Origin of the sequence: Burkholderia sp. Bp9143 (genome assembly GCF_003853645.1) — a bacterium.
Classification (GTDB): Bacteria; Pseudomonadota; Gammaproteobacteria; order Burkholderiales; family Burkholderiaceae; genus Burkholderia.
Window position 1 is genome coordinate 73,923 of record NZ_QTPO01000035.1, and the last position, 22,964, is coordinate 96,886.

Below are 22,964 nucleotides of genomic sequence, written 5' to 3' on the forward strand. Positions count from 1 at the left end.
TGAATCGCGCCAGCCCGCGCCACGGCAGGGCCCGGCTGCGCGATTCCGGGGCCGGGCGCCGCACCGGCGGTCGCTCGATCGCACCGCGATGGTGCAATCGAGCGGGCTCGCCGTGACAACCAAATCATTCTGGTGCATGCATCCCATTTTGCACTCTTTTGGTGAGCGCGTGGGCGGTGCATGCCCCGCGGCCCCCTCCGGACATTCGCGCGGCGGTGCCGCGCTAGAATAATCGTTTGACCGATACGGAGACCTCCTGCCATGAGTACGCTCGATCAGCTTTACGCGAAGGCCGAAGAACGCCGCGCCCAAGGCGCGCTCAACTATGCCGGCGCACTGCTGCCGGTCGAGGCATTCGAACTGCTGCAGCTCGACCCGTCGGCGCGCCTCGTCGACGTGCGCACCCGCGCCGAGCTCGACTGGATCGGCCGCCCGCTCGTCGGCGACGGCCAGTACCTGCACCTCGAATGGACGCGCTATCCGGGCGGCGTGCCGAACGCCGAATTCGTCGACGAACTGAAAGCGGCCTTCCCGGCCGATACGCCCATCCTGTTCCTGTGCCGCAGCGCCGCGCGCTCGAAGCTCGCCGCGATCGCGTCGACGCAGGCCGGCTTCACGAAGGCCTTCGACCTGCTCGAAGGCTTCGAGGGCGGCAAGGACGCCGAAGGCCACCGCAAGACGGTCGACGGCTGGTGCTTCCGGAAACTGCCGTGGATCGGCGCCTGACGGCGCATCCGCCCAGGCACGCCTGACTGCGACATCGTCGAGCCGGGCGATGACATCCCGATGACGGGCCGCGTTGCGCGGCCCGTGGTTTGTGTACGGCCGTTCCGCGGTCCGTATGGGTAATCGATGCGCGGCCCGCTCAGGCGCGCGGTGCATCCGGTTCGACGACGTCGCCGCCGAGCAGGTGCACGCCTTCGCGCAGCTTCACGAACGCGGCCGCCACCGCCTCCGGCTCGCCCTTCACGCCGAGGTCGATATGCCGGCGCGCATAGATCCCGCCGCGCTCGGCATCGCCGACGCTCGGCAGGCTGAACACGCGCACGCCCGGGAAATCGCGCTCGATCTTCTCCATCAGCGGCGTGAGCGTCGACTCCGGCAGTTCGAACACGTACAGCGAGCGCTCAGCATGCGGCGTCGCGTGATGGAGATGCTCGTACTTCGTGTCGAGCACCCATTCGATCATCGGCCAAGCCATCACCGGGAAGCCCGGCACGAAATGGAGATCGCCGACCGAGAAACCGGGAATCCGGTTATACCCGTTCGGGATGATCGTCGCGCCCGCCGGGAACACGCCCATGTTGAAGCGGTGCTGGTTTTCCGGTGATTCGAAGTCGACCGGCGTGGCCGCATCGGTGTGCGTCTCGCGGATGCGCTCCGAGATCAGCGCCTTCGCTTCCGGATGCAGTTCGAGCGGCACGCCGAGCGCGGCGGCCGCGCACTGGCGCGTGTGGTCGTCCGGCGTCGCGCCGATCCCGCCCGTGGAGAACACGATGTCGCCCGATGCGATCGCGCGCGCGAGCGTCGCGGTGATCCGCGCCGGATCGTCGCCGACGTATTCGGCCCAGTCGAGCGCGAGGCCGCGCGCGCCGAGCAGTTCGATGACCTTCGCCAGATGCTTGTCCTGCCGGCGGCCCGAAAGGATTTCGTCGCCGATGATGATGATGCCGATGCTCATGCCTGCCCCATGTCGATTGCGGTGGCGCGCGAACTCGCGCGCAGGTCGTCCAGCGCGCGCAGGCAATAGTGCCCGAACCACAGTGCCGAGAAGACGAGGATGAAAGCGTAAACCCAGATCATGGCCGCCGCCACGAACGGAAACAGCACCATCATCCAGACCGACGACACCCACACGAAGGTCGGCACGGTGCCGAGCAGCCCGGTCGCGACGCCGATGCCGATCAGCGGCCAGCGATGCTGCCGCACCAGCGCGCGGCGCTCGTCGCGGCTCGCGTGTTGCGCGAGCGCGTCGTAGGTCATCACGCGGTACGTGAGCCAGCCCCAGATCACGGGCGGCAGCAGCGCGAAGAACGGCGGAATCAGCCACAGCGGGATCGTGACGACGAGCAGCACGACGCCCACGATCGCCGCGCCGAGCGAATTGAACACGCTGCCGAAGAACGTGCCGCCCCGCTTCGCCTCCAGCGCGGCGAACTGCCGGTTCGACAGGTGCTTGATCACGACCGGCATCGAGATCGTCGCGATCAGCAGCAGCACGGTCAGCACGATCAGCGGAATCGCGAGCGACACGACGACGAACGGCGCGACGACCGCATGCAGCTGCGACATCCCGATGGCGTCGAACGCGCGGTACAGCGCGGCCGTCAGCACGAAGCCGTCGAGTGCGCCGCGCGCGGCATCGATCAGTATCTGCCACGAGAACCACAGCACGACGCCCCACAGCAGCGCGGAGACGACGAACGGCATCAGGGTGAGCCACAGCATGCGCGGGTGCAGCGCGCTGGCGAAAGCCCGGACGAAGGAGCGCAGCAAGTCGTTCATGCGAACCTGTTTCGACGAAGAAAAACGGGGAAAGGATAAACCACACGGCCCGCATGCGCCAAAGCGCATGCGGGCCGTGTCGGAAAGCCGTTCAACAGGAAAGTGGCGGGTCAGACCGACGCCGCACCGCGCTTCGCGGGAACGAGGCGCCGGAAGATCCGCATGAACGCGAGGCCGTGCTGCGCCCAGAAGCCGTCGCCATAGGACACGCCTTCGATCTGCTCGCGGATGCCGGTCGGCTCGACCGTGCGGTTCCACGACGCGGTGCCGAACATCATGTCCCACCACGGGAACAGCACGCCGAAGTTGCAGCCGTACTTGGTGCCTTCGTGGCCGTAGCCGACCGCGTGGTGGCGACGGTGGAAGGTCGGGCTCACGAGCAGGCGCTCGCCGAGCCAGCCGAACGACAGCCGCGCATTCGTATGCTGGATGCTCTGCACGAAGTTCGTGACCGCGGTCAGCACGACGAACTGCGACGGCGTCACGCCGATCACGAGCGCGATCGCCGCGAAGAAGCACGACTGGATCACGTTGTCGAGCAGGTGGTTGCGATCGTCGCACCACAGCGACATCTGCCGCTGGCTGTGATGCACCGCGTGCAGCTCCCACCAGATGCCGAACTTGTGCTGCCAGCGGTGATACCAGTAGCCGGCGAAGTCGAGCACGACGAGGTAGATCGCGAACGCGACGATCGGCTTCGAGGTCACACCCGGCCACAGATAGTCGAGGTTGACGTTCGCGACGCCGTGCAGGCGCAGCCACGCCTGGAAATTGTCGAACACCGGCTGCAGCGCGAAGAAGAAGAACAGCGTGTAGATGCCGAGCTTCGAGATCGCGGTATAGATCACGTCGACCCGCACCGCGCGGCGGTTCTTCCAGCGCTCGACGGGCGCGAGCGCCTCGAGCGGGCGCAGCAGCGCGAACATCAGCACCATCTGGAGCGCGCCGATGATCACCCAGTACAGCGCGTCGTAGGTGTCCTCGTCATAGTCCATCAGGTTGAACTTGAAGAGGAGCGGCTGCACGACGTCGACGTACAGCCAGGTCTGGATGTCCGACACGAACGCATCGATCAGGTGCAGCATCGTCCGCCTCCGCCCGTCACGCGCCGTTCGCAGCCTTCCACGGCGCGCGGTCGTAGAAGTAGATCCCGTGCGGCGAACGGCCGACGGAGATCGTCTGCACCAGCTTGCGCGATGCCAGATCGATGATTCCGACCTTCTTCGCGAAGCGGAATGTCACCCACAGTGTCTTCTTGTCGGCGGACAGCTCCATGTCGTCGGGGCCCGGCAGCAGGCCGGTGATGTCGCCGACGTTGGTGAGCGTGTTCTCGTCGATGATGCTGATCGTGTTCGCGACCCGGTTCGTGATCGCGACGTGCGTGCCGTCGGCGAGCGAGCGGAAGTTGTGCGCGCCCTTGCCTGTATAGATCTGCTTGACGATCTTCTGGTTGCGCCAGTCGACCACCGCGACGTAATCCGCGCCGGTCATCCCGACCAGCAGGAACTTGTCGTCCGGCGTGAGCCACAGGCCCGCCGGCACCTTGCCGACCGGCATCTTCCACTTGACCGTCTGCGTCGCGAGGTCCACCGCCGCGATCTCGCCGGACACCTGCAGCGACACGAGCACGGTCTTGCTGTCCTTCGTGAACGCGATGTGGCTCGGCATCACCGCGAGCGGCAAGCGCTTCACGAGATGCAGGTCGCGGCCGTCGTAGCTGTAGATGTCGAGCCGGTCGAGGCGCAGCCCGGTCGACACGAACCACTTGTGATCGGGCGAGAAGCCGAGCTGGTACGGATCCTCGATGCCTTCGACCGTGCGCTGCAGCTTGCCCGTCTTCGGATCGACGAACATCAGACTGTTCGAGACCGAATTCGCGACGATCAGCGATGCATTGTCCGGCGTCGCCATCAGGTGGTGCGGCTCCTTGCCGGTCGGCATCGTGCCGACGACCTGGCGGGTCTGCTGGTCGATCAGGGAAAGCGTCGCTTCGGCCGAATTGAGGATGATCACGTTATTCGCGTGTGCGGCGGGCGCCAGCACGGCGGCGGCCAGCGCAATCGTGCGGCCGAAGGAAAGGAAAGTGCGCATGAAGACTCACGTCGTGGAACAGCGGTCATTGTAAAACGTTCAACCGGCCCCGCCGGTTGACGGGAGTCGGCATTGCGCCACTTCGACGCACGCCGCGGCCGCCGTGCGGCCCGCCGCGACAAGCGCCGCGCGGCCGACCGGGCCGGCAGCAGCCGGTGCGGGCCCGGACAACCGCCGTTGCGCTAGCGCTGCATCGACTCCCAAACCTTGTGCAGACGCTTGACAGAGACAGGCATCGGCGTGCGCAGTTCCTGCGCGAACAACGAAATGCGCAGTTCCTCCAGCAGCCAGCGGAATTCCGCGAGCCGCGGGTCGGTGACGCCGCCGCGCTGCGACACCGCGCGCTGATACTGCTGGACGAGCGGCAGCAGCTCGCCGGACTGCTTCGCGTCGCGCGCCGGGTCGGCCTTCAGCTTGTCGATCCGCAACGCGATGCCCTTCAGGTAGCGCGGGAAGTGCGCCAGCTGCACATAAGGGGTGTCGATCACGAAGCGCTTGCCGACCAGCGCGGCGAGTTGCTGCTGCAGATCCGCGTGGGCCTGCGCGAACGGCTTTGCCTGCGCGAGCTTCTTCGCAAGGCCCGCGTACTCGGCAAGGATCTGCCCGACGAGCCGCGCGATCTCCTGCGCGAGCAGGTTCAGGCGACTCCGGCCCTCGTCGCGGCGCGCGTGGAAGCTCGCGTCGTCGTCGGGCAGCGGGTCCTGCAGGCATGCGCGATCGAGCGCCGTGTCGATCAGTTGGTCGCGCAGTTCGTCCTGCGTGCCGAGCGACATGTACTGCATCGCCATCTCGCGCAGCCCCGGCAGGTTCTTCTCGAGGAACTTGATCGGCTCCTTCAGCTGCAGCGCGAACAGCCGCCGCAAGCCGGCCCGGTGAATCCGCGCGGCCTCCTCCGGCGAGTCGAACACCTCGACGTCGCAATGCGTGCCGCGATCGACGAGCGCCGGATAGCCGTACAGCGTCTGGCCGCGGCGGCGGATCTCCAGCAGCTCGGGGAGCTTGCCGAAGTTCCACGTCGTCAGGTTCTCGTACAGCGCGGTCGCGCCGGCTTCCGCCGGAGCGGCCGTGTGCGGCGCCACACCCTTGCCGGCCTTCGCGGTCGACCCCGGCGCGGCAGCGGGCGCCGGCGCGTCACCAGCGTCGCCCCCGCCCGCCTCGCCGCCGGGCGCGATCGTCGACGCGGCCGCGATCTTCTGGAATTGCTGCTGCGCCTGCGCGCCGAGCTCCTGGCGCAGTTGCGCGAGATTGCGCCCCATCGCGAGCTGGCGGCCGTGCTCGTCGATCACCTTGAAGTTCATGAACAGGTGCGCGGGCAGTGTCTCGAGCTTGAAGTCGGCCGTCTTCATCGCGACCTGCGTCTCGCCGCGCACGTCGGCGATCAGCGCCTCGACGAGCCCGCCCGCGCCGAAGCGCTCGCGGCCCGTCCGCTCGACGAAGCCGGCCGCGTACTCGGGCAGCGGCACGCAGTGCCGGCGCAGCTTCTGCGGCAGCGACTTCAGCAGCAACTGCACCTTTTCCTTCAGCATCCCCGGCACGAGCCATTCGCAGCGGCGCGCGTCGACCTGGTTCAACGCGTACAGCGGGACCGCGAGCGTCACGCCGTCGCGCGGCGTGCCGGGCTCGAAATGGTAGGTGATCGCCATCTCGACACCGGCCATCGTCGCGCGCTTCGGGAACAGTTCGGTCGTCACGCCAGCCGCCTCGTGGCGCATCAGGTCGTCACGCGACAGGTACAGCAGGCGCTGCTTGTCCTCCGCCTGGCCGCCCTTCTTCACCTCGTCGCGATACCAGCGCTCGAACGCGGCGCCCGTATGGATGCCCTCCGGAATCGCCTGATCGTAGTACGCGTAGATCAGTTCGTCGTCGACCAGCACGTCCTGCCGGCGCGACTTGTGCTCGAGCTGCTCGATGTCGGCGAGCAGCTTGCGGTTGTGCGCGAAGAACGGCAGCTTCGTGTCGAACTCGCCTTCGACCAGCGCGCCGCGGATGAACAGCTCGCGCGCACGGGCCGGATCCTGCTTGCCGAACGCGACGCGCCGGCGGTGGTAGATCGGCAGCCCGTACAGGGTCGCGCGCTCGAACGCGCTGACCTGCGCGGGACGCTTCTCCCAGTGCGGCTCCGACAGCGATTTCTTCAGCAGGTGCGCGCCGATCTTCTCGACCCACTCCGGCTCGATCTTCGCGAGGCAGCGCGCATACAGCCGGCTCGTCTCGACGAGTTCGGCCGCCATCACCCAGCGGCCGGCCTTCTTCGCGAGCGCGGAGCCCGGCCACAGGTAGAACTTGATCCCGCGCGCGCCGAGATAGTGCGGATCGTCGTCGGCCTTCATGCCGAGGTTGCCGAGCAGGCCCGTCAACAGGGCCAGATGAACCTGCTCGTAGGTCGCCTCGACCTCGTTGAGCCGCCAGCCGTGCTCGCGCACGACCGTCAGCAGCTGCGAATGGACGTCGCGCCATTCGCGCAGCCGCAGATGCGACAGGAAGTTCTGCCGGCACGCGTCGATCAGCTGGCGGTTCGACTTCTTGTGCGCGACGGCCTCTTCGAACCACGCCCAGATCTTCAGCCACTGCAGGAATTCGGAGCGCTCGTCGGCGAACCGGCGGTGCGCCTGGTCGGCCTGCTCCTGCGCCTCGATCGGACGGTCGCGCGGGTCCTGCACGGACAGCGCGCTCGCGATGATCAGCACCTCGCGTAGTGACTGCTGATCGCGCGCGGCGAGAATCATCCGGCCGACGCGCGGATCGAGCGGCAGCCGCGCGAGTTCGCGCCCGAGCGGCGTCAGCGCGTTGTCGTCGTCGACCGCGCCGAGTTCGTTGAGCAGCTGGTAGCCGTCCGCGATCGCGCGGCCGGGCGGCGGCTCGAGGAACGGAAACGATTCGATCGCCGTCAGGTGCAGCGATTTCATCCGCAGGATCACCGACGCGAGCGACGAGCGCAGGATCTCCGGATCGGTGAAGCGCGCACGCGCCTGGTAGTCGCTTTCCTCGTACAAGCGGATGCAGACACCGTCGGCCACCCGGCCGCAGCGGCCCGCGCGCTGGTTCGCGGCGGCCTGCGAGATCGACTCGACCTGCAGCTGCTCGACCTTGTTCCGGTACGAATAGCGCTTCACGCGCGCGAGACCGGTATCGACGACGTAGCGGATGCCTGGCACCGTCAGCGACGTTTCGGCCACGTTGGTCGCGAGCACGATGCGGCGCGCGTTCGACGCCTTGAACACCTTGTCCTGGTCGGCCGCCGACAGCCGCGCGAACAGCGGCAGGATCTCGGTATGCGGCGGATGGTGCTTGCGCAGCGCCTCGGCCGCTTCGCGGATCTCGCGCTCGCCGGGCAGGAACACCAGCACGTCGCCGGGGCCTTCGCGGCACAGTTCGTCGACCGCGTCGACGATCGCGTCCATCAGGTCGCGTTCGGCCTCGCGCGCGGTCTTCACGCGGTCGCGGCCGCCCGTGCCCTCGGCGTGCTTCACGGCCGGGCGATCCTCGGCCACCGGGCGGTAACGCATCTCGACCGGATACAGCCGCCCGCTCACCTCGATCACGGGCGCCGGGCGCTCGTCGGTGCCGAAATGGCGCGCGAAGCGGTCGGCATCGATCGTCGCGGACGTGACGATCAGCTTCAGGTCGGGCCGCCGCGGCAGGATCTCTTTCAGGTAGCCGAGCAGGAAGTCGATGTTCAGGCTGCGCTCGTGCGCCTCGTCGATGATCAGCGTGTCGTACGCCTTCAGCAGCGGATCGGTCTGCGTCTCCGCGAGCAGGATGCCGTCCGTCATCAGCTTGACGGACGCGCCCGGCGCGAGATTGTCGGTAAAGCGCACCTTGTAGCCGACCACCTCGCCGAACGGCGTGCCGAGTTCCTCGGCAATGCGCCGGCCGGTCGACGACGCGGCCAGGCGCCGCGGCTGCGTATGGCCGATCAGGCCCGTGCCGCCGGCACCGAGGCCGCGGCCGAGATCGAGACAGATCTTCGGCAGCTGGGTGGTCTTGCCCGAACCCGTTTCGCCGCAGACGATGACGACCTGGTGACCGGCGATCGTGCGCGCGATTTCGTCGCGCTTGCCCGACACGGGCAGGCTTTCGGGATAGGTGATCGGCGGAACGGGATTCGGTGCGACGGGCACGCGCGGCGGACGTTCGCGGCGCGGCGCGCGCTCGCCGGTGGCCTGGGGTGCGCCCTTCGCGGCCGGCTGGCCCGCCTCGCGGCGCCGCTCATCGCCGCGCGGCCCGCGCGGCGGCTGGCCCGCCTGCTGTTGCTGCTGCTGGCGCGGCGGCTGGCCGTGCTGCTGACGCGCATCGGCCGCACCATCCGGGTGCTTCGCCGACGGCGCTTTGGCCCGCGTCGGCGCGGGACTTTTAGGTACATTCGACATGGGGGCGCATTATAATCCCGCCCATGAATTCCCAAACCGACCTCCCTCCCGCCCAGACCGGCGCCGCGACGCCGCCGGCCGCCGACGATTCGGCCGCCAGCCACGCGCAGTTCGTCGACTGGATGCGCTCCGTCGCGCCCTATATCCACAAGTTCCGCAACAGCACGTTCGTCGTGGGGTTCGGCGGCGAGGTGGTGCAGCAGGGGCTCCTGAACGCGCTCGTATCCGACATCGCGCTGCTGCAGGCGATGGGCATCCAGATCGTGCTGGTGCACGGCTCGCGGCCGCAGGTCGAGGAGCAACTGAGCCTGCATGGTGTCGAATCCGAGTTTTCGCACGGGCTGCGCATCACCGATGCGCGCGCGCTCGAATCCGCGAAGGAAGCGGCCGGCGAAGTGCGTCTCGATATCGAGGCCGCGATCAGCCAGGGTCTGCCGAACTCGCCGATGGCGCATGCGCACATCAGCGTCGTGTCCGGCAACTTCGTGACCGCACGGCCGGTGGGGATTCTCGACGGGGTCGATTTCGCGCACACGGGCATCGTGCGCAAGATCGACGCCGAATCCATCCGTCATTCGCTCTCGAGCCGCAAGCTCGTGCTGCTGTCGCCGCTCGGCTTCTCGCCGACCGGCGAGGCGTTCAACCTGTCGATGGAAGACGTCGCATCGGCCGCCGCGATCGCGCTGCGCGCCGACAAGATCATCTTCCTGACCGAAGCGCCCGGCATCGTCGACGACGAAGGCGAGCTGATCCGCGAAATGTCGCTCGACGCGGCCGCCGAGCTGCTCGATTCCGGCAACATCCAGGGTGACGACGCGTTCTTCCTGAAGCACTCGATCCGCGCCTGCCGCGGCGGCGTGACCCGGGCCCACCTGATTCCGCAGTCGCTCGACGGCAGCATGCTGCTCGAACTGTTCCTGCACGACGGTGTCGGCACGATGATCTCGTACGAGAACCTCGAGAGCCTGCGCGAAGCGACGCCGGACGACGTCGGCGGCATCCTGTCGCTGATCGAACCGCTCGAGTCGGACGGCACGCTGGTGCGGCGCGGCCGCCACCAGATCGAACGCGACATCGACCACTTCTCGGTGATCGAGCACGATGGCGTGCTGTTCGGCTGCGCCGCGCTGTATCCGTACCAGCAGGAAAAGATCGGCGAGATGGCGTGCCTGACGGTCGCGCCGGAAGCGCAAGGCTCGGGCGACGGCGAACGCCTGCTCAAGCGCATCGAGCAGCGCGCCCGCGCGCGCGGCCTCACGCACATCTTCGTGCTCACGACGCGCACCGAGCACTGGTTCCTCAAGCGCGGCTTCGTCAAGGTCAGCGTCGACGACCTGCCGGAAGACCGCCGCAAACTCTATAACTGGCAGCGCAAGTCGCTCGTGCTGATGAAGCAGCTCTGAGCGCAGGCACGACTGCCCTCCCCCAGACCGATTACAGGAGAAGTACACGATGGCTCGAATGATCCAATGCGCGAAGCTCGGCAAGGAAGCCGAAGGTCTCGATTTCCCGCCGCTGCCGGGCGAACTCGGCAAGCGCATTTACGAAAGCGTGTCGAAGGAAGCATGGCAAGGCTGGCTCAAGCAGCAGACGATGCTGATCAACGAGAACCGCCTGAACATGGCCGACCCGCGCGCACGCCAGTACCTGATGAAGCAGACCGAAAAGTACTTCTTCGGCGACGGCGCAGACCAGGCGTCCGGCTACGTGCCGCCGACGGAAGGCTGAAGCGCCGCGAATCGCGCAGGCCGGCTGCGCCGGCCTCGTCGCCAAGCGACGCAAAACAAACGGCACCGTGTATCGCACGGTGCCGTTTGTTTTTGGGGAGGCGGAATCGAGCCGATGCGATCCGGCCGGCGTGTTCGCTTCCGCCGAGTCGGCAAGTCGGCAGTCCGCGCCGGCCTGCCCGAGTCAACCCGCCGGTTTCAACGTGCCACGGTCGTCCGGCTGTGCCGTCGCGCCAGCCGGACCTTCATCGCTCGCGCTTTCGGTGCCCCACTCGGCCGCGTCGCTGCGCTCAGCCGTCGACAGTTCGTCCGCGCGATAGCCGGTGCGATTCAGCAGCGCGAGCATGCACGCGAGCGACACGAGCGCGTATAGCCCCGACGCGATCGCGACGCCAACGATGCTGCCGGTCGCGTTCAGGATCGCTTGCGCGAGCACCGGCGTGCCGCCGCCGACGACGAGCGCACTCAGCTGGTACGCGAGCGACAGGCCCGTATAGCGGATGTTGGCCGGAAACACGCGCGCGAGCACGCCGCCGACCGCACCGTAGAACATCGCCGACGGGATCGTCGAGATGCACATCCCCGCGACGGCGACCCAGTACGAACGCGTCGCGAGCGCATGGAACATCACCGGCATCAGCACGATCTCCGGAATCAGGATCCAGCACATCGCGCGGCGCATGTCGACCTTCGACACGAACCACGCGCCGACCGGCTGCATCAGGAACTGCACGACGAGCGAGATCGACAGGATGCCGAGGAACGTGCCCTGCGCGTAGCCGAGCTCCTTGGTCGCCCACGACAGCGCGAACGTGCTGCGGAAATACGTGACGTTGATCACCGGCAGCGTGCCGGCCGCGAGCAGCACGACCGGCCAGTGGTCGCGCACGACGTCGCGCAGCGGCAGCTTCACGGTGCGCTTGCGCGCGAGCACGCGCTGCATGTCGATCGATTCCTCGAGCCGCAACCGGATCACCATCCCGATGATCACGAGCACCGCCGACAGCAGGAACGGAATGCGCCAGCCCCACATCAGGAACGACGGCGTCGGCAGCGCGCTCAGCGCGAAGAAGGCAGCGGTTGCGAGCAGGTTGCCGGTGGGCGAACCCTGCTGCGCGAACGCCGCATACAGGATGCTGCGATGCTTCGGCGCGTTCTCGCTCGCGATCAGCACCGCGCCGCCCCACTCGCCGCCGACCGCGATGCCCTGCAGCACGCGCAGCACGACGAGGCCGGCGGGGGCCCACACGCCGATCGACGCATAGCCGGGCAACAGGCCGATGCCGGTCGTGGCAAGCCCCATCATCACCAGCGTGATCACGAGCGCGGTCTTGCGGCCGACGCGATCGCCAAGATGCCCGAACACGATTCCGCCGAGCGGCCGCGCGGCGAAGCCGGCCCAGAACGTGACGAACGCGAGCAGCGTCGCGACGCCGGGATCCATCGTGCTCGAAAAGAACACCTTGCCGAACACGAGCGCGGCGGCGGTGCCGTAGATGTAGAAGTCGTACCACTCGATCGTGGTGCCGACGAACGCCGCGAGGGCGGCACGGCCGGGCCGCGGCTGCGCGGCGGACGGGGATTGCGGACGGCTCATCGATGTCTCCATGTTTGTGATCGGCGGCGCGATTGTCGCGCGCCTTGCCGGATGGCCGGCCTTGCGCCGCCGGCTGGCGGTGTTGCCTTACGTTGCGCCGCGTTTCCTTGCGATCCGTCGGCCGAGGAGGCTCACGTCTGATCCGGCGCGACCTTCAGCACGCCGGCATCGAGCAATTGCTGCTGGAGCGCGGGATCGACGCCGAGGCGGTCGAGCACCGCGCGCGTGTCGCGGCCGAGCTCGGGCGGCGGCGAACGATAGGTCGCCGGCGTGCGCGACAGCTTCACCGGCGATGCGGTGCCGCGATAGGCGCCGATCTCGACGAACAATTCGCGGTGCAGCGCATGCGGGTCGCGCGCGACGTCGGCGACCGTGCGCACCGGCCCGCACGGCACGCCCGCCGCCATCAGGTCGCGCGCCAGCGGCTCGCACGAATGCGCGGCGAGCCGTGCCTCGAGCTCGGCCTTCAGTTCGGGCCGGTGCGCGCAGCGGCTGCGGTTGTCGACGAAGCGCGGATCGCCGGCGAGCGCCGGCGCGCCGAGATGCGCGACGAGGCGTGCGAACTGCCGGTCGTTGCCGACCGCGAGGAAGATCGGGACGGTTGCCGTGCGATAGCTGTCGTACGGCGCGATGTTCGGATGCGCGTTGCCGCTGCGCTCGGGCACGTGTCCCGAGCCGAAGAAGTTCGGCAGGTGCGGATGCAGCAACGACACGCCGCAGTCGTACAGCGCGATGTCGATCGCCTGTCCCTGCCCGCTCCGCTCGCGCTCGGCGAGCGCAAGCAGGATGCCCGCGAGCGCGTTGAGCCCGGTGACCATGTCGACGATCGGCAACCCGATACGCATCGCGTCGCCGTCGCGCTCGCCGTTGACGCTCATCAGCCCGGCCATCGCCTGGATCACCGCGTCGTAGCCGGGCAGCCCGCCGAGCGGACCGTCCTCGCCGAAGCCCGTCACCGCGCAGTGGATCAGGCGCGGGAAACGCGGCTGCAGGTCGCGCGCGTAGTCCATCCCCCAGCGCGCGAGCGTGCCGGGCTTGAAGTTCTCGACGAGCACGTCGGCGTCTTCGAGCAGGCGCCACAGGATCGCGCGCCCTTCGTCGCGGGACAGGTCGAGCGCGAGCCCTTCCTTGTTGCGATTCACGCCCATGAAGTACCACGCGGTGTCGCCGAGGAACGGCGGCCCCCAGCCGCGCGTCTCGTCGCCGCCCGGCGGCTCGATCTTGATCACCGTCGCACCGTGGTCGGCGAGCGCCTGCGTGCAGTACGGGCCGCCGAGCACGCGGCTCAGGTCGACGATCTTCAGGCCGTCCAGTGCGCCACGGGTCGCTTTCGTCGCTTCCATCGCGCTCATCGTTCGACCTCCGGCAGCAGGTCGAGCGCCATGTCGAGCGGCACCGGCGTGCCGCGCAGCAGCGCGTCGAATGCCGCCGCTTCGTCGTCGCGCGACGCCGGCGCGAGCGGGTCGACCGGCAGCAGCTTGTGGCGCACGATCAGGTGCGCGAGCGCGAGGCGCCGGTAATCGGGCGCGAGCTGCACGCCCTCGCATGCCATCAGCACGGCCGCGCTCGCGTAGTACAGCGCCGACGCGGCCTGCCGCACGCGCGCGTCGTCGCCTTCCGCCGCGACCCGCGCGAGCGCGTCGCATGCGCGCGCGAAAATGCGCCGCAGCGCCGCGCGGCTCGCGTCGGGCAGTGGTGCCGCGCCAAGGCGGTCGCCAAGGAAAGTACGCAGCGCGTCCAGCGCCTGCTCGCGCTGCGCGGCGCGCGCGACGTCGAGCGCGACGATGTTGCTGGTGCCTTCCCAGATCGAGCCGAGATGCGCATCGCGCACGAGACGCGCATCGCTCCATTCCTCGATGTAGCCGGTGCCGCCGCGCACCTCCATCGCGTCGCCCGTCACGCGGCGCGCGTCGCGGCACGCGCGGAACTTGATCAATGGCGTCAGGATGCGGACGCAGCGCGCGGCCTGCTCGTCGCCTGCATCCGCCCGCGGCAGCAGCAGCGCGATCTGCATGAACATCGCGCGCGCGGCCTCGGCGGGCAGCAGCATCTTCATCAGCTGGCGCTGCATCAGCGGCATCTCGATCAGCTTGCGGCCGAACGCGGCGCGGTGCGCGGCCACGTGCAGCGACTCGTTGAGCGCGCGCCGCATCAGCCCCGCCGCGCGCACGCCGTTCGACAGCCGCGACATGTTGATCATGTCGGCCATCTGGTGAAAGCCGCGGCCGATCTCGCCGATCAGCCAGGCCTGCGCGCCCTCGAGCGCGATCTCGCCGCTCGCCATCGAACGGCTGCCGAGCTTGTCCTTCAGCCGCACGATCCGGTAGCGATTGCGCGTGCCGTCCGGAAGCGTCTTCGGCAGCAGGAACAGCGCGAGCCCCTTGATGCCGTCCGGCGCGCCGTCGGGCCGCGCGAGCACCATCGCCAGATCGGCGTCCGCGTTCGAGCAGAACCACTTGTCGCCGTACAAGCGCCACACCGTCCCGCCGTGCGCGTCCGCTTCGCGCACCGCGCGCGTCGCGATGCGGCCGACGTCGGAGCCGGCCGCCTGCTCGGTCATGAACATCGCGCCCTGGAACAGCGTGTCGAAATCGCGCGACGCGAGCATCGGCAGGTAGTGCTCGACGAGCGCCGGCTCGCCGAACCGGCGCAGCGTGCGCGTCAGCGAATCGGTCATGCTGACCGGGCAGCACAGACCGAATTCGGCCTGCACGAACAGGAACGTCAGCGCGTACTTGACGAGCGGCGCCACCGCGTCGGGCTGGTGGCTCAGCGACGCGAGCCCGAGTTCCGAATAGGCGACGCGTTCGAGCGCGACATACGCGGGATCCTTGTCGATCCGCTGCACGGCCTCGCCGCGCCGATTGCGGTGCTCGAGCACGGGCGGATGCTTGTCCGCGCGCGACGCCCATGCGTCGAGTTCGCCCGATACCCGCGCGCCCAGCGCGTGCAGCTGCGGTTCGAGTCGTGCGTATTGGGTCGCGCCGAGATGCAGCTTCAGCAAGGCGCCGAGATCGGGATCGGCCGTGAAGAAATTGATGCCCCGGCTATCGGGGATGTTGTTGGCTGCGCCGGCGTCCGGCGTGCGAGCGGTGTCGTTCATGCATGCGTCTCCATGGTGGCCCGGCTGCCGGCCGGCGCCCGCGCTGCGGCGGAGCGGCCGGCCGGTGCCAGACGTTCAGCAGAGCGTAGGCGCGCGATCGATAAGCGTCCAATACAGGATTTATCCGGTACGATAGACGGCGCTTATCGATATCGATGCGGCAAGGAGACAGCATGGAACTGAGGCAGTTGCGCTACTTCGTGGCGGTCGCCGAGGAACTGCATTTCGGGCGCGCGGCGAAGCGCCTGTTCATCTCACAGCCGGCGCTGAGCTTCGATATCCGCAAGTTCGAGGAAGCGCTTGGCGTGCAGCTCTTTTCACGCACCAACAAGACGGTCGCGCTGACCAACGCGGGCGCGGTGCTGCTCGGCGAGGCGCGCCGTCTGCTGCTGCAGGCGGCCGAGGCCGAGCGGCTCACGGTGCGCTCGGCGTCCGGTCTCGCGGGCCGGCTGCGGATCGGCTTCGTCCATTCGATGCTGTATCGCGGGCTGCCCGATGCGGTGCGGCGCTTCGAGGCCGACTATCCGGGCGTCGAGATCGTGCTGAGCGAGATGAACACGCAGGCGCAGGTGCAGGCGATCCAGCGCGGCCAGATCGATCTCGGCTACGCGCACTGGGGCCACTGCCCGCCCGAGGTCGAATCGGCGCCCGTCTACGCGGAACCGTTCGTGTGCTGCCTGCCGGCCGCGCATCCGCTCGCGCGGCGCCGGCAGGTCGCGCTCGCCACGCTGGCCGCGGAACCGTTCATCCTGTTTCCGCGCGACGCGGCGCCGCACTATCACGACCTGATCATCGCGCAATGCGTGAACGCGGGATTCAGCCCGCTGATCCGTCACGAGGCGCGGCTGTGGCAGACGATCCTGTCGATGGTCGAGTTCGGGATGGGCATCGCGCTCGTGCCGCGCGTGCTGCAGCAGGTGAAGAGCGACCGGCTCGCGTTCCGGCCGCTGAAGGATGCGTCGCTCGAATCGCGCACGCTCGAGCTGAAGCGCAGCGGCACCGCCGAACCGGTCGCGCTGCGCTTCGCCGACTACGTGCGTGCGTCGATCAACGCACTGCCCGCGCTCGCGGGTTGAGCCGGCGCGCCGGGACTTCGCGCCGGTACGTCTCCGTTACTTCGCCTCCGGGTGCAGCACCGGCTGCGCGCGCCGGTACCACACCGCGTACACGACGGACAGCGCGATCAGGAACGGAATGCCGAAGATCAGCGTCATGTGGAATTCGGCCGTGAAGTAGGTCGTCACCATCACCGCGAGCATCAGTGCAGCGCCGAGCAGCGTCAGCAGCGGAAAGCCGCGCATCCGGAACGCGGGTGCCGGCAGGCCGAGCGCGGCGCGACGCCGCCGGAAGCAGTAATGCGTGACGAAGATCATCATCCACGTGAACAGCGCGCCGAACATCGACACCGACATCATGATCGTGAACGACGCGTCCGGATACAGCACGCTCAGGACCGTCGCGAGCGCGATGCCGAGCGTCGACAGCAGAAGCGCGCCGAACGGCACGCCGCGCGCGTTCACTTCGCCGAGCGCCTTCGGCGCGTAACCCGCGCGCGACAGACTGAACATCATCCGCGTCGTGATGTAGAGCTGGCTGTTCATCGCGGACAGCGCGGCGATCAGCACGACGAAATTGATCAGTCCGGCCGCGCCCGGCAGGTGGATCGCCTCCATCACCCTCACGAACGGGCTCTCATCGCGCCCCGCCGCCGTCCACGGCACGATCGCGAGCATCAGCGCGAGCGTGACGAGGTAGAACAGCACGAGCCGCACGATCGTCGAGCGGAACGCGCGCGTCACCGCGCGCTCGGGATCTTCCGCCTCGCCCGCCGCGACCGCGATCATCTCGATGCTCAAGTAGCTGAAGATCGACACGATCACCGCGACCCACATCCCCCACATGCCCTTCGGAAAGAAGCCGCCGTGATCGGTGTAGTGGTGAAAGCCCGCGCCGGCCACGCCGTCGCCGACCAGCGCCGGATTGCCGAACACGACATACGCGCCGAGCACGATGAAGCCGACGATCGCCGCGATCTTCACGACCGAGAAGCCGTATTCGACCGCGCCGAACACATCGACGCTGCGCGCGTTGACGAACACGAGCAGCGCCGAGAAGCCGACGATCCACAGCCAGCCCGGCACGCCCGGGAACCAGTACTTCATGTACAGCGCGATCGCGGTGACTTCGGTGCCAACCGCGAGCACGATGCACGCCCAGTACGCATAGCGCACGAGGAACCCGGCCCACGGGCTCACGTAATGTTCGGCGTACGCGCCGAACGACCCGGAGGTCGGATGCGCGACCGTCATCTCCGCGAGACAGCCCATCAGCAACAGCGAGATGAACGCGCCGATCGCGTAGCTGACGAGCACGCTCGGGCCCGCGAAGCCGATCGCGAACCCGCTGCCGAGAAACAGACCGGTGCCGATCGCACCGCCGATCGCGATCATCGCCATCTGCCGTGCGGAAAGCGTGCGGCGCAGACCCTGCTCGCGCGCCGCGATATGCTGGAATTGTCCTTCTGGTTGCATCGAATGACCTCGTTCGAAAGCGTGTGTCCGGTCGAAACGTCGACGGCGCACGGGCCGGTGCCGGACCGCACCGGCCACCGCGCGCCGCGTACTCAGAACATGTGACGCAAGCCGGCCGCAACACCCGTCTGGTTGCCGCGTCCGGGCATTTCGGTGAACGCGCCGCCGGTCACCCGGTTGTAGTCGACCGTCGCGTAGACCTGCGTCGCCTTCGACAGCGCGTACTCGGCCTCGAGCACGCCCGTAAAGCGCTTCCCGCCGTTACCTGCCATGCCGTTGACGCTGCGGATGTCGTCGTAGTACGCGACGCCCGTCACCGATACCGCCGGCGTGACCTTCACGCTCGCGCCGGTATAGAAGATCGCGTCGCGGCGCGGGTTGTCGGCGAACGAACCGTAGGTCACGTCGCGGCCCGGCGCATTCAGCAGCTGCTGGTCGAGCATGCCCGTGCGGTCGATGCCGCCGAGATAGCCCGCGTACAGCGTCGCCGCGCCGAACGCATAGCGTGCGCCCGCGCCCCATGCCTGTTGCGCGCGGCTGTTCAGGTCGCGCACCTGCTGGTAGGTCGCGCCGACCATCAGCCCGCCGAGCGTGTACGACACGTGCGTGCCCCAGTACGCATTCGCGCCGAGACTGCCCGCGACCCCGCCGAAACCGTAGCTCGCGCCGACGTTCAGCCCGCCGAACGTGCCGTCGTAGCTGACGACGTTGCTCGCGCGGCCCTGCGTGAGGAAGTACGGCCACATGTTGGCCGTGTAGTTGCCGACCGTCAGCGGGTCGAGATCGCCGAACAGGTTGAACGCCTCGGTCGCCTGCCGGCCGAGCTTCACGGTGCCCCAGTCGCTCGCGAGGCCGACGTACGCGTAGCGGCCGAACAGCGCGCCGTCGAGCTGCCCGTTCTGCGGCTCGAAGCCGCTCTCGAGCTGGAAGATCGCCTTCAGCCCGCCGCCGAGCGCTTCGCTGCCCTTCAGGCCCCAGCGGCTGTTGGTGATCGCGCCGTTGGTCATCTGCACGCTCGCGTCGTTCGACGCGTTCGCATGCGTCGTGTAGCGAATGCTCTGGTCGACGATGCCGTACAGCGTCACGCTGCTCTGCGCCATCGCGCCGCTCGCGGCGAGCAGGCCCGCCATCGTCGGCAGTGCGAATCGACTGATGTTCCTCATCTTTGTCTCCATCCTTGTCTGATTTCTCGATGTGTGTTGGTGCTGGTTGGGGTGTGTCGGTAATCGTGGGTACTGCAATTCGCGCGAAGTTGCGTGCCTGCTAGCCGCGTACCGCCGGCAGCGCGACGTACGCGACGAGTTCGACCCGCATCGCGGGGTGCGCGAAGCCCTGCACGCCCACGCACGTGCGGTTCGGGTACGGTTCGCGGAAATGGCACCGGTATTCGGCGTCGAATTCCGGCATCGCCTTTACGTCGGACAGGTAGACGAGCACCTGCGCGACGTCGTCCATCGTCGCGCCGGCCGCCGCGACGGCCTTCGCGAGATTGCCGAGCGTGATGCGCGCCTGCTCGGTCATCGTGTCGCCGACGATCGCGCCGGACGCATCGACCGGGCCATGGCCGGTAAACATCAGCCCGCCCGCGCGGGTCGCCCACGAGAACGGCTGCGCGAGTTGCGGCAAGTCGACCGGGATCGTGTCTGCCATCGTGTCCTCCTTCGGTTCGGGATCGGCCGCTCAGGCGGCCTGGCGCGCCGTGCCGCCGAGCACGTCGGCGATCGCGTTCGCGACGTGGTCGACGTTCGCATCGTTCAGGCCCGCGATGCACATGCGGCCCGAGCGCAGCAGGTAGACGCCGTGCGACGCGCGCAGCCGGTCCACGTCGGTCGCGGCGATGCCCGTGTAGCTGAACATGCCGCGCTGCGTGACGAGCGCCTCGAACGCGGGCGCCGGCAGGCGTGCGTCGAGCCGCGCCTTCAGCGCGCCGCGCATGCGCTTGATGCGGGTGCGCACCTGGGCCACCTCGTCTTCCCAGCACGCACGCAGGACGTCGTCGTTCAGCACGGCCGACACGAGCTGCGCGCCGAACAGCGGCGGGCTCGAGTAAGTACGGCGCACGCCGGCCTGCAATTGGCTCAGCACCGTCGCCGCTTCGCCCGCGCTCGCGCAGACGATCGACAGGCCGCCGACGCGCTCGCCGTACAGCGAGAAGTTCTTCGAGAACGAGTTGCTGACGATCGCCGGCAGCCCCGCGTCGACGATCGCGCGCACGGCCCATGCGTCATCGTCGAGGCCGTCGCCGAAGCCCTGGTACGCCATGTCGAGGAACGGAATCAGCCCGCGGCGCACGAGCACGTCGATCACCGCGCGCCACGCGTCGCGGTCGAGGTCGAGGCCCGTCGGGTTGTGGCAGCACGGCTGCAGCAGCACGATGCTGCGTGCGGGCAGCGCGTCGAGCGCCGTGAGCATCGCGTCGACGCGAAGGTCGTTGCGCGCTGCGTCGTAGTACGGATACGTGTGCACGTCGAGGCCGGCCGCCGCGAAGATCACGCGATGGTTGTCCCACGTCGGATCGCTGATCCAGATCGCGCTGTCGGGGAAATAGCGCTTCACGAACTCCGCGCCGAGCCGCAGCGCACCCGAGCCGCCGAGCGTCTGCAGCGTCGCGATGCGCCCTTGCGCGAGCGCCGCGCAATCGGCGCCGAACACGAGGCGCTGCACGCCCTGCCGATACGCGGCGAGCCCCTCCATCGGCAGATACGTATGCGGCGCGCCGGCTTCGCGCAGGCGCTCGGCCGCGAGACGCGTGCTCTCCAGCACCGGGATGCGGCCCGCGTCGTCGTAGTAGAGGCCGATGCTGAGATTGACCTTGTGCGGATGGGCATCCTGCTGGAACGCCTGGAACAGCGACAGGATCGGGTCGCCCGGATAGGCGGGAATGTGTTCGTACATGGCGGAATGACGGTAGAAGTTGAAGGCGGCGAGTCGGCCGGCGGCGTGACAGCGCGTCAGGCCGTGCGGTCGAGGCATGGGGCGCATGTTATCGAGGACGAAATAGAATGAGCTTCATTTTTCGATGACGAATCGATCCGATTGCAGTAGAGTCTGCGCTTGTTATCTCAAAAATGACGGGATTCTGCGAAATGACTCTGGATCGAACCGACATGCGGATCCTCCGGCACCTCGAGCGGGACGGACGCATCAGCAATCAGGACCTCGCGAACGCGGTCGCGCTGTCGCCGTCGGCGTGCTTGCGGCGCGTGAAGCTGCTCGAGGAACGCGGCGCCATTTCGGGCTACCGCTGCACGATCGATCCGAAGAAGGTCGGCGTCGCATTCGAGGCGCTCGTGCACGTATCGATGCGGCCGGACGAGCCCGAGTGGCACGACCGGTTCGTGGAGGCGATCCGGCAGTGGCCGGAAGTCATCGCCGCGCAGATCGTGACTGGCGGCTCGAACTACGTGCTGACGGTGCGGGCGCGCGACCTCGACCACTACTCGGACTTCGTGATCAACCGGCTGCACCGCGCGACGGGCGTGATGTCGATCAATTCGAGCATCGTGCTCGCGACGCTCAAGCGCGACGGCTCGATCCTCGATCTCGTCGAGCCGTCGACGGCCGGCTGACGGGCATGTTGCACCGATCTTAAAAATATTTGAAGAAAGTGCTTTACGAACCCAAAAAGCTCTGACATAATTTCAGCTTCTTTGGGCGGTTAGCTCAGCGGTAGAGCACTGCCTTCACACGGCAGGGGTCACTGGTTCGATCCCAGTACCGCCCACCAAAGAATTCAAGGGCCTGCGTCTCACGACGCAGGCCCTTTTCGTTTTGCGCGTCGCCCTTGCGATCTTTTCATGGCCATGAAGCAATCGCGCGGCACCGACGCACGTCATGCAAAAGCCGGAATGCCATTCCCCCGTCATCGCCACCGGATGACATGAAGCGCCTCGCAGGCGTAACAATCGGTAACGAATTAGTAACATCGAACGAATAACGACTGACTAGAATCGACCGACATTGACGTCGGCCACGCGACACCGGCTCCCCAATCCAATCAAAACGACCGGAATCCGGAACGCGCGTTGCGCGGCTGGCTTTCACCGTCGCGACACACCCATGACATTGTCGAACTCACACACCCTGTGGTTGACCGGCCTGAGTGGCGCAGGCAAGTCCACGCTCTCGCGCGAGATTGCCGCGCACTTGCGCACGCACAACAAGCCTATCTGCATTCTCGACGGCGACGAACTGCGCTCGGGCGTCTCGCACGATCTCGGATTCACGCGCGACGATCGGGCCGAAAACTGCCGACGTACCGCCGAAATCGCGAAGCTGATGAACAATCAGGGGATCATGGTGATCGTCGCGCTGATTTCCCCGTATGCAGCCGACCGGCAACTGGCCCGGGAGACCATCGGCGACGAGCGCTTCGTCGAAATCTATCTGAAGACCGATATCGAGACCTGTTCAGCGCGCGATCCGAAGCGCCTGTACGCGAAGGCCATGACCGGCCAGACGCGCCAGTTCACCGGCATCTCCGATCCCTACGAGGCCCCCGTCGCGCCCGATCTCGTCATCGAGACCGGGACAATGTCCGTCTCCGCGTGCGTCGCGCGCATCATCGAGTTCGATCAACAGCGCTTCGACTACGCCTGATCGAAGCGCCGCGTTCGCTCACCTCCCCCGCCCGATCCGTTCCGCGGTCGCATCGAACGCGCGCTTCGCCTTGTCGACGATCTCGTCGACCTCCGCCTCCCGGATCACGAGCGGCGGCGACAGCAGCATCCGGTCGCCGGTCGCGCGCATGATCAGGTTGCCGTTGAAACAGAAGTCGCGGCAGATCGTGCCGATATCGACGCTTGCATCGAAACGCTCGCGCCGCGCGCGATCGCGTGCAAGCTGGACGCCCGCGACCAGCCCTGTCCCCGCGATCTCGCCGACGATCGGATGATCGCCGAGCGCTTCCCGCAACCGACGCTGGAAATACGGCCCGATGTCGCGCTTCACGCGCTCGACGATTCCTTCGTCGCGCAGCAGCTTCAGGTTCGCGACCGCCACCGCGGCTGCGACCGGATGGCCCGAGTACGTGAGGCCGTG

At 67.8% G+C, this 22,964-nt stretch carries 19 protein-coding genes and 1 tRNA gene; 7 read left to right on the top strand and 13 right to left on the bottom strand.

Annotated elements, in window-relative coordinates; translation table 11 throughout:
* The first annotated feature begins 261 nt into the window (after nucleotides 1–261).
* Complete coding sequence (locus DIE23_RS24975; RefSeq protein ID WP_124614566.1) at nucleotides 262–726, top strand: rhodanese-like domain-containing protein; 465 nt, start codon at nucleotides 262–264, stop codon at nucleotides 724–726.
* A gap of 139 nt (nucleotides 727–865) precedes the next feature.
* Here the strand turns inward: DIE23_RS24975 and DIE23_RS24980 are convergent, their stop codons facing one another.
* The 5 genes from DIE23_RS24980 to hrpA form a co-directional block, all read right to left on the bottom strand.
* Entirely contained in the window at nucleotides 866–1,681 is an 816-nt protein-coding gene (locus tag DIE23_RS24980) for a molybdopterin-binding protein (RefSeq protein WP_124614567.1), read from the bottom strand.
* The gene (locus DIE23_RS24985) at nucleotides 1,678–2,505 is read right to left on the bottom strand and encodes an EI24 domain-containing protein (RefSeq protein ID WP_124614568.1); all 828 of its coding nucleotides are present in this window, start codon (nucleotides 2,503–2,505) and stop codon (nucleotides 1,678–1,680) included. Before DIE23_RS24985 ends, DIE23_RS24980 begins: the two co-directional genes overlap by 4 nt.
* Before the next feature lie 110 nt (nucleotides 2,506–2,615).
* Complete coding sequence (locus tag DIE23_RS24990) at nucleotides 2,616–3,590, bottom strand: sterol desaturase family protein (RefSeq protein WP_124614569.1); 975 nt, start codon at nucleotides 3,588–3,590, stop codon at nucleotides 2,616–2,618.
* Between the two features lie 16 nt (nucleotides 3,591–3,606).
* Nucleotides 3,607–4,596, bottom strand: coding sequence for a beta-propeller fold lactonase family protein (locus tag DIE23_RS24995; protein WP_124614570.1), 990 nt, complete (start codon nucleotides 4,594–4,596; stop codon nucleotides 3,607–3,609).
* A gap of 182 nt (nucleotides 4,597–4,778) precedes the next feature.
* Nucleotides 4,779–8,966, bottom strand: coding sequence for an ATP-dependent RNA helicase HrpA (hrpA, locus tag DIE23_RS25000; RefSeq protein ID WP_124614571.1), 4,188 nt, complete (start codon nucleotides 8,964–8,966; stop codon nucleotides 4,779–4,781).
* 23 nt (nucleotides 8,967–8,989) lie between these two features.
* Here hrpA and argA point away from each other — a divergent pair, with 23 nt between their 5' ends.
* Both argA and DIE23_RS25010 read left to right on the top strand, forming a co-directional pair.
* On the top strand, nucleotides 8,990–10,369 hold the full coding sequence (gene argA / locus DIE23_RS25005; RefSeq protein ID WP_124614572.1) for an amino-acid N-acetyltransferase: 1,380 nt from the start codon (nucleotides 8,990–8,992) through the stop codon (nucleotides 10,367–10,369).
* 49 nt (nucleotides 10,370–10,418) lie between these two features.
* Nucleotides 10,419–10,694, top strand: coding sequence for an oxidative damage protection protein (locus DIE23_RS25010; RefSeq protein WP_006478357.1), 276 nt, complete (start codon nucleotides 10,419–10,421; stop codon nucleotides 10,692–10,694).
* A gap of 183 nt (nucleotides 10,695–10,877) precedes the next feature.
* Here DIE23_RS25010 and DIE23_RS25015 read toward each other — a convergent pair whose 3' ends face one another.
* The 3 genes from DIE23_RS25015 to DIE23_RS25025 all read right to left on the bottom strand — a co-directional run bounded on the left by DIE23_RS25015 (nucleotide 10,878) and on the right by DIE23_RS25025 (nucleotide 15,393).
* The gene (locus DIE23_RS25015; protein WP_124614573.1) at nucleotides 10,878–12,290 is read right to left on the bottom strand and encodes an MFS transporter; all 1,413 of its coding nucleotides are present in this window, start codon (nucleotides 12,288–12,290) and stop codon (nucleotides 10,878–10,880) included.
* Nucleotides 12,291–12,421: 131 nt separating this feature from the next.
* Nucleotides 12,422–13,642: a CaiB/BaiF CoA transferase family protein gene (locus DIE23_RS25020; protein ID WP_409364249.1), complete on the bottom strand. Its 1,221-nt coding sequence runs from the start codon at nucleotides 13,640–13,642 to the stop codon at nucleotides 12,422–12,424.
* Entirely contained in the window at nucleotides 13,639–15,393 is a 1,755-nt protein-coding gene (locus tag DIE23_RS25025) for an acyl-CoA dehydrogenase family protein (RefSeq protein ID WP_124614574.1), read from the bottom strand. Before DIE23_RS25025 ends, DIE23_RS25020 begins: the two co-directional genes overlap by 4 nt.
* Before the next feature lie 173 nt (nucleotides 15,394–15,566).
* Between DIE23_RS25025 and DIE23_RS25030 the strand changes: the two genes are divergently transcribed.
* Nucleotides 15,567–16,469: a LysR family transcriptional regulator gene (locus tag DIE23_RS25030; protein WP_124614575.1), complete on the top strand. Its 903-nt coding sequence runs from the start codon at nucleotides 15,567–15,569 to the stop codon at nucleotides 16,467–16,469.
* 36 nt (nucleotides 16,470–16,505) lie between these two features.
* Here the strand turns inward: DIE23_RS25030 and DIE23_RS25035 are convergent, their stop codons facing one another.
* The 4 genes from DIE23_RS25035 to DIE23_RS25050 all read right to left on the bottom strand — a co-directional run bounded on the left by DIE23_RS25035 (nucleotide 16,506) and on the right by DIE23_RS25050 (nucleotide 20,819).
* A complete protein-coding gene (locus DIE23_RS25035) occupies nucleotides 16,506–17,924 on the bottom strand; it encodes an amino acid permease (RefSeq protein ID WP_124614576.1) in 1,419 nt (472 codons plus the stop codon).
* A 92-nt stretch (nucleotides 17,925–18,016) separates the two neighbouring features.
* Complete coding sequence (locus DIE23_RS25040; protein ID WP_409364250.1) at nucleotides 18,017–19,087, bottom strand: porin; 1,071 nt, start codon at nucleotides 19,085–19,087, stop codon at nucleotides 18,017–18,019.
* A 100-nt stretch (nucleotides 19,088–19,187) separates the two neighbouring features.
* Nucleotides 19,188–19,574 carry a RidA family protein gene (locus DIE23_RS25045; RefSeq protein ID WP_124614578.1) on the bottom strand — a complete coding sequence of 129 codons (387 nt, stop codon included), beginning with the start codon at nucleotides 19,572–19,574 and terminating at the stop codon, nucleotides 19,188–19,190.
* A 30-nt stretch (nucleotides 19,575–19,604) separates the two neighbouring features.
* A complete protein-coding gene (locus tag DIE23_RS25050; RefSeq protein ID WP_124614583.1) occupies nucleotides 19,605–20,819 on the bottom strand; it encodes an amino acid aminotransferase in 1,215 nt (404 codons plus the stop codon).
* A 191-nt stretch (nucleotides 20,820–21,010) separates the two neighbouring features.
* Between DIE23_RS25050 and DIE23_RS25055 the strand changes: the two genes are divergently transcribed.
* From DIE23_RS25055 to cysC, 3 genes are all read left to right on the top strand, one after another.
* On the top strand, nucleotides 21,011–21,493 hold the full coding sequence (locus DIE23_RS25055) for an Lrp/AsnC family transcriptional regulator (protein WP_124614579.1): 483 nt from the start codon (nucleotides 21,011–21,013) through the stop codon (nucleotides 21,491–21,493).
* Between the two features lie 83 nt (nucleotides 21,494–21,576).
* Nucleotides 21,577–21,651 (top strand) — tRNA-Val (locus DIE23_RS25060).
* A 332-nt stretch (nucleotides 21,652–21,983) separates the two neighbouring features.
* The gene (cysC, locus tag DIE23_RS25065) at nucleotides 21,984–22,523 is read left to right on the top strand and encodes an adenylyl-sulfate kinase (protein WP_124614584.1); all 540 of its coding nucleotides are present in this window, start codon (nucleotides 21,984–21,986) and stop codon (nucleotides 22,521–22,523) included.
* 18 nt (nucleotides 22,524–22,541) lie between these two features.
* Here the strand turns inward: cysC and DIE23_RS25070 are convergent.
* Nucleotides 22,542–22,964 (bottom strand): aminotransferase class III-fold pyridoxal phosphate-dependent enzyme (locus DIE23_RS25070; protein ID WP_124614580.1); only part of this gene is annotated, 423 nt, incomplete at its 5' end.

Coding starts and splice junctions, on each gene's coding strand:
- DIE23_RS25055 (WP_124614579.1), top strand. CDS start 21,011: ATGACTCTGGATCGAACCGACATGCGGATCCTCCGGCACCTCGAGCGG.
- DIE23_RS25025 (WP_124614574.1), bottom strand. CDS start 15,393: ATGAACGACACCGCTCGCACGCCGGACGCCGGCGCAGCCAACAACATC.
- DIE23_RS24980 (WP_124614567.1), bottom strand. CDS start 1,681: ATGAGCATCGGCATCATCATCATCGGCGACGAAATCCTTTCGGGCCGC.
- DIE23_RS25045 (WP_124614578.1), bottom strand. CDS start 19,574: ATGGCAGACACGATCCCGGTCGACTTGCCGCAACTCGCGCAGCCGTTC.
- hrpA (WP_124614571.1), bottom strand. CDS start 8,966: ATGTCGAATGTACCTAAAAGTCCCGCGCCGACGCGGGCCAAAGCGCCG.
- DIE23_RS25035 (WP_124614576.1), bottom strand. CDS start 17,924: ATGCAACCAGAAGGACAATTCCAGCATATCGCGGCGCGCGAGCAGGGT.
- cysC (WP_124614584.1), top strand. CDS start 21,984: ATGACATTGTCGAACTCACACACCCTGTGGTTGACCGGCCTGAGTGGC.
- argA (WP_124614572.1), top strand. CDS start 8,990: ATGAATTCCCAAACCGACCTCCCTCCCGCCCAGACCGGCGCCGCGACG.
- DIE23_RS24975 (WP_124614566.1), top strand. CDS start 262: ATGAGTACGCTCGATCAGCTTTACGCGAAGGCCGAAGAACGCCGCGCC.
- DIE23_RS25050 (WP_124614583.1), bottom strand. CDS start 20,819: ATGTACGAACACATTCCCGCCTATCCGGGCGACCCGATCCTGTCGCTG.
- DIE23_RS24990 (WP_124614569.1), bottom strand. CDS start 3,590: ATGCTGCACCTGATCGATGCGTTCGTGTCGGACATCCAGACCTGGCTG.
- DIE23_RS24985 (WP_124614568.1), bottom strand. CDS start 2,505: ATGAACGACTTGCTGCGCTCCTTCGTCCGGGCTTTCGCCAGCGCGCTG.
- DIE23_RS24995 (WP_124614570.1), bottom strand. CDS start 4,596: ATGCGCACTTTCCTTTCCTTCGGCCGCACGATTGCGCTGGCCGCCGCC.
- DIE23_RS25040 (WP_409364250.1), bottom strand. CDS start 19,087: ATGAGGAACATCAGTCGATTCGCACTGCCGACGATGGCGGGCCTGCTC.
- DIE23_RS25015 (WP_124614573.1), bottom strand. CDS start 12,290: ATGAGCCGTCCGCAATCCCCGTCCGCCGCGCAGCCGCGGCCCGGCCGT.
- DIE23_RS25010 (WP_006478357.1), top strand. CDS start 10,419: ATGGCTCGAATGATCCAATGCGCGAAGCTCGGCAAGGAAGCCGAAGGT.
- DIE23_RS25020 (WP_409364249.1), bottom strand. CDS start 13,642: ATGAGCGCGATGGAAGCGACGAAAGCGACCCGTGGCGCACTGGACGGC.
- DIE23_RS25030 (WP_124614575.1), top strand. CDS start 15,567: ATGGAACTGAGGCAGTTGCGCTACTTCGTGGCGGTCGCCGAGGAACTG.